4 protein-coding genes and 1 riboswitch are annotated in these 4,058 nt (G+C 60.3%); of the genes, 3 read left to right on the top strand and 1 reads right to left on the bottom strand.

Annotated elements, in window-relative coordinates; all coding sequences use genetic code 11:
• On the bottom strand, window positions 1–603 hold a 603-nt coding region (locus tag VAE48_RS09245), incomplete at its 3' end, for a thiamine diphosphokinase (protein WP_322793040.1).
• A 39-nt stretch (window positions 604–642) separates the two neighbouring features.
• Window positions 643–754: riboswitch (TPP riboswitch) on the bottom strand.
• Between the two features lie 162 nt (window positions 755–916).
• Here VAE48_RS09245 and VAE48_RS09240 point away from each other — a divergent pair.
• The 3 genes from VAE48_RS09240 to VAE48_RS09230 form a co-directional block, all read left to right on the top strand.
• Window positions 917–1,240: a hypothetical protein gene (locus VAE48_RS09240; RefSeq protein WP_322793039.1), complete on the top strand. Its 324-nt coding sequence runs from the start codon at window positions 917–919 to the stop codon at window positions 1,238–1,240.
• A 190-nt stretch (window positions 1,241–1,430) separates the two neighbouring features.
• Window positions 1,431–2,627 (top strand): cytochrome P450, encoded by a 1,197-nt coding sequence (locus VAE48_RS09235; RefSeq protein WP_322793038.1) that lies wholly within the window; start codon window positions 1,431–1,433, stop codon window positions 2,625–2,627.
• A gap of 637 nt (window positions 2,628–3,264) precedes the next feature.
• Window positions 3,265–4,058 (top strand): NAD(P)/FAD-dependent oxidoreductase (locus VAE48_RS09230; RefSeq protein WP_322793037.1); only part of this gene is annotated, 794 nt, incomplete at its 3' end.

The raw sequence follows: 4,058 nt of genomic DNA, 5'->3' as shown, positions 1-4,058 counted from the left end.
GCGGATTTCGGCGCGCTCGGCGGTCATCTCGTTGCTGATGCCGCGCGTGCGGTTGGGACACAGCGTTTCATGGTTCAGCGCGTACTTCAATCCGCTGGTGACGATGCCTTTGGTGCATTCGTTCATGGCCAGCAGCGAGACGGTATCCCCCGCGGCGCCTTCCACCACCGCCTGATCGCGGATGATGAAGATTTCTTCCTGCCCGTCATCCAGGCGGACATCCACCCCTTCCAGGCCGGGCATTTCCAGCAGAGCCAGGTTGGCAAGGGTCTGGTCGAGCCGCCCGCCGAGGGCTGCCACGATGCGCATTTGCCGGTAACCCTGCTGCAGTGCGTACTGGATTGCCAGTTCGAGGTCGGTTTCGTCCTTTTCGGCGGGGTGGCGTTCAACCTGCACGCCGGCTTCTTGCAGGGCAGCCGCTTCTTCCGGCGTGAGCGAATCGAGGTCGCCGATGAGGCGGTGGGGCTGCAGGCCCAGCCTTTGCAGGTGGCGCAGCCCGCCGTCAGCCGCAATCAGATAATCGTCGGGGCGCAGCCAGCGGCGGACGGCCTCGCCATCCTTCAGTTCGCCGTTGGCAAAAATGACTGCTCGTGTGGTGGTCACAACAAAAAACCTCCTCGCCGGTGAGGAGGGAAGACATCGCAAGCGGTGTATTTTCTCCCTCCGCCGGCATTACCCGGATCAGGTTCAGCGGGTCGAGGGCGGTTTCAGCCCTCCTCTCAGCCCGGTGCGCCGGGCTCCCCGTGTTCAAGCATCTATAGTATAGCCTTACGGCAAGGGGTTGTCAAGGAAATGTGCAGCCCAGCCGTGGCTTTTTCAAGGTTAAAAATGGTCAAACCACAGGCTGGCAACGCCAATAAAACAATTTATCTGCTCGCCCCAACCCCCCTATGCCCCCCTTCCCCGCAAGGCTGTCATGTTCGCTCAACGGCGTTTCTGTGCGGGGAAGGGGGGCGAGAGTGTGACCCGCGCCGGGCTGCGTTCGCGTTCATTTCAACGGCGTTTCTCTACGGGGAAGGGGGGCGAGAGTGTGACCCGCGCCGGGCTGCGTCCGCGTTCATTTCAACGGCGTTTCTGTGCGGGGAAGGGGGGCGAGAGTGTGACCCGCGCCGGGCTGCGTCCGCGTCCATTTCAACGGCGTTTCTCTACGGGGAAGGGGGGCGAGGAGTGTGGCCCGCGCCGGGCTGCGTCCGTGTTGACGTCCAGTTCAACGATGTTTCGCTTCGGGGAAGGGGAGTGATGAGTGCGAACCGCGATTGCGCCTTGCGAATCAGCGGAAGTAAAATGTCTTTTCAAGGGCGGAAGGAAGGATGGGTGAAATGGAAACAAAATGATCGGGTTGTCGAGGAACTTTGATACAGCGATAACAACCATGCGCTAGCCCGGATATAATAATCAGAGCATCCTTGGATGAATTTGGAGGTGAGGTTGTGACCAACTCACTGCGGGCTTTGGGAATTGACTTGCTTTCGGCGCAATTCATTGCAGACCCGTACCCCTTCTATGACCGGCTGCGTTCTGCTCAGCCCATTCTTTACGATGCCGAGTGGAATTTGTGGTTCTTCAGCGCGTATGAGGATATTGCCGCGCTGCTGCGCGACCGCCGCCTTGGGCGCGATCTGGACGGGGCTGCCAAACCCGACCCGCGCACTCCCTTCGGATGGCTGCACGCCCACTCCCTGATGGAAAAAGAACCTCCCGACCATACCCGCCTGCGCGGGCTGGTCAACAAAGCCTTCACCCCGGCGCGGGTTGAAGCGCTCAGGCCGCTGATCGAACGCACTGCCCACCGCCTGCTGGATGAGGTTGTTCAGCGCGGCGAGATGGATTTGCTGGCCGATTTTGCCGAGCCGCTGCCGGTTCTGGTGATTGCCGATTTGCTGGGCGTGCCGCAGGAAGTCCGTCCCCGGCTGCGTCCGTGGTCAAACCGGATTGTGGCGATGTACGAATTGTCCCCTTCGCCTGAGGACGCCCATTGCGCCAACCGGGCGGTGACCGAATTTGCCGCCTGCCTGCGCGGGCTGGCTGCAGAGCGCAAATTGCAGCCGCAGGATGACCTGATCAGCGCGCTGGTCGCCGCCGAAGAGCAGGGCAGCCGTCTGAGCGAGGATGAGTTGATTGCCACCTGCATTCTGCTGCTGAACGCCGGGCATGAAGCCACCGTCAACGCCATTGCCAACGGCATGCTGGCGCTCTTCCACCACCCCGACCAGTATGCTTTGCTGCGCCGCTCCCCGCACCTGTTGAAATCTGCCGTGGAAGAGATGCTGCGTTACGATAGTCCGCTGCAGCTCTTCCGCCGCTGGGTGCGCGAGGATATGGAATACAAAGGGAATGGGCTCCGCAAAGGCGGGCAGGTTGCCCTGTTGTACGCGGCCGGCAACCGCGACCCGGCGCGCTTTCCCGACCCGCACCGCTTTGACATCACCCGCAGCGATAACCCGCACCTGACCTTTGGGATGGGCATTCACTACTGCGTTGGCGCACCGCTGGCGCGTTTGGAGATGCAGGTGGCGGTGCAGGCGCTGTTGGAACGCCTGCCCAACCTGCGGCTGGCGCAGGAAGCAGTGGAGTACCGCCCCGGTTATGTGATTCGCGGGTTGAAGGCGTTGCCGGTATTGTTTTGAGAAGAATGAATCGGTATTTTACATGCCCGCCGAATAACGGTTGAGCGAAAGGCAAATTCAAATTTTGTATTTCAATCGAGGCTGAGCAAGGGGCACGGCTTCCTCAAAGTCAAAAATGGTCAAACCACAGCCTGCAAGCGCGAGAAAACAACCTGTCCGCTCGCCCCAACCCCCCATGCCCCCCTTCCCCGCAAGGCTGACATGTTCGCTTAAAGCGTTTCTCTGCGGGGAAGGGGGGCGAGGAGTGTGACCCGTGCCGGGCTGTGTCGGCGTCAAGTTGAATGCGGTTGCTCGGCGGGGAAGGGGGGCGAGGAGTGTGACCCGTGCCGGGCTGTGTCGGCGTCAAGTTCAATGCGGTTGCTCGGCGGGGAAGGGGGGGTGATTGTTGCCTTTCCACGGGCAAAAAAAGGAACACCTTTTTATTCAACCCTGCGGCGTAAGGGACGCAAAGTGAAATGGAAACAAACTGACAGAATAGTCAGGGGACTTTGAGAAAGCCATCAGGCAGAGGGGCGTTATCAGATGAAAAGTCAAGTTTGTGTAATTTTGTACAAAGTATTGCAATTCGGATAATAAAGGGTATAATAGTGATAGTTATAACTTTCACAAATAAACGGACTCGAGAAAGGAGTTTCCGATGAAAACAACCCAATTTGCACTCCCCCATGTGGTCATTGTCGGCGCAGGCTTCGGCGGGCTACGCGCCGCCCGCCGGCTGGCGCGCCTGCCCGTGCGGGTGACCCTGATTGACCGCAACAATTACCACCTCTTTCAGCCGCTGCTTTATCAGGTTGCTACTGCCGGTGTTTCGGCTGCGGATATTGCCTACCCGGTGCGCGCCGTACTGCGCCGTCAGAAGAACGCCCGTTTTCTGCTGGCGGAAGTTCGCCAGGTTGACCTGCTCAACCGCCGCTTGCTGACCAGCGCCGGGGAAGTGTCCTACGATTATCTCATCCTGGCAGTCGGCGGGCAGACGCACTACTTTGGGCAGGATGGCCTGGCTGCCCATACCTTTGGTTTGAAAACCCTTGCCGATGCGGACAGCATCCGCGACCACGTGCTGACCCTGTTCGAACGCGCCAGCCGCGAAAGCGACCCCAACCGCCGCCGGGCATTGTTGACCTTTGCCGTAGCCGGCGGTGGACCCAGCGGGGTTGAAATGGCCGGCGCTCTTTCGGAATTAATCCGCCTGGCGCTGCCCCGCGATTTTCCCGGTTTCGATGTCTCTGAAGCGCGGGTGTTGCTGCTGGAAGCAGCCGATTACCTGCTGCCTGCCATGCCGCCCGACTTGCGCCAAGCCGCTCTTCGCGTCCTGCAACGCAAAGGGGTGGAGGTGCGACTTGGTGCGCGCGTCCAATCCTACGATGGTCAACGCATCGAGCTGGCAAGTGGCGAAATCATCCCCAGCCGCACCTTGATCTGGGCGGCCGG

This window comes from Bellilinea sp. (assembly GCF_034432615.1).
GTDB lineage: Bacteria > Chloroflexota > Anaerolineae > Anaerolineales > Anaerolineaceae > Bellilinea.
The sequence above is the reverse complement of the archived record's forward strand: the minus strand, read 5'-3'. Positions and strand labels throughout refer to the sequence as shown.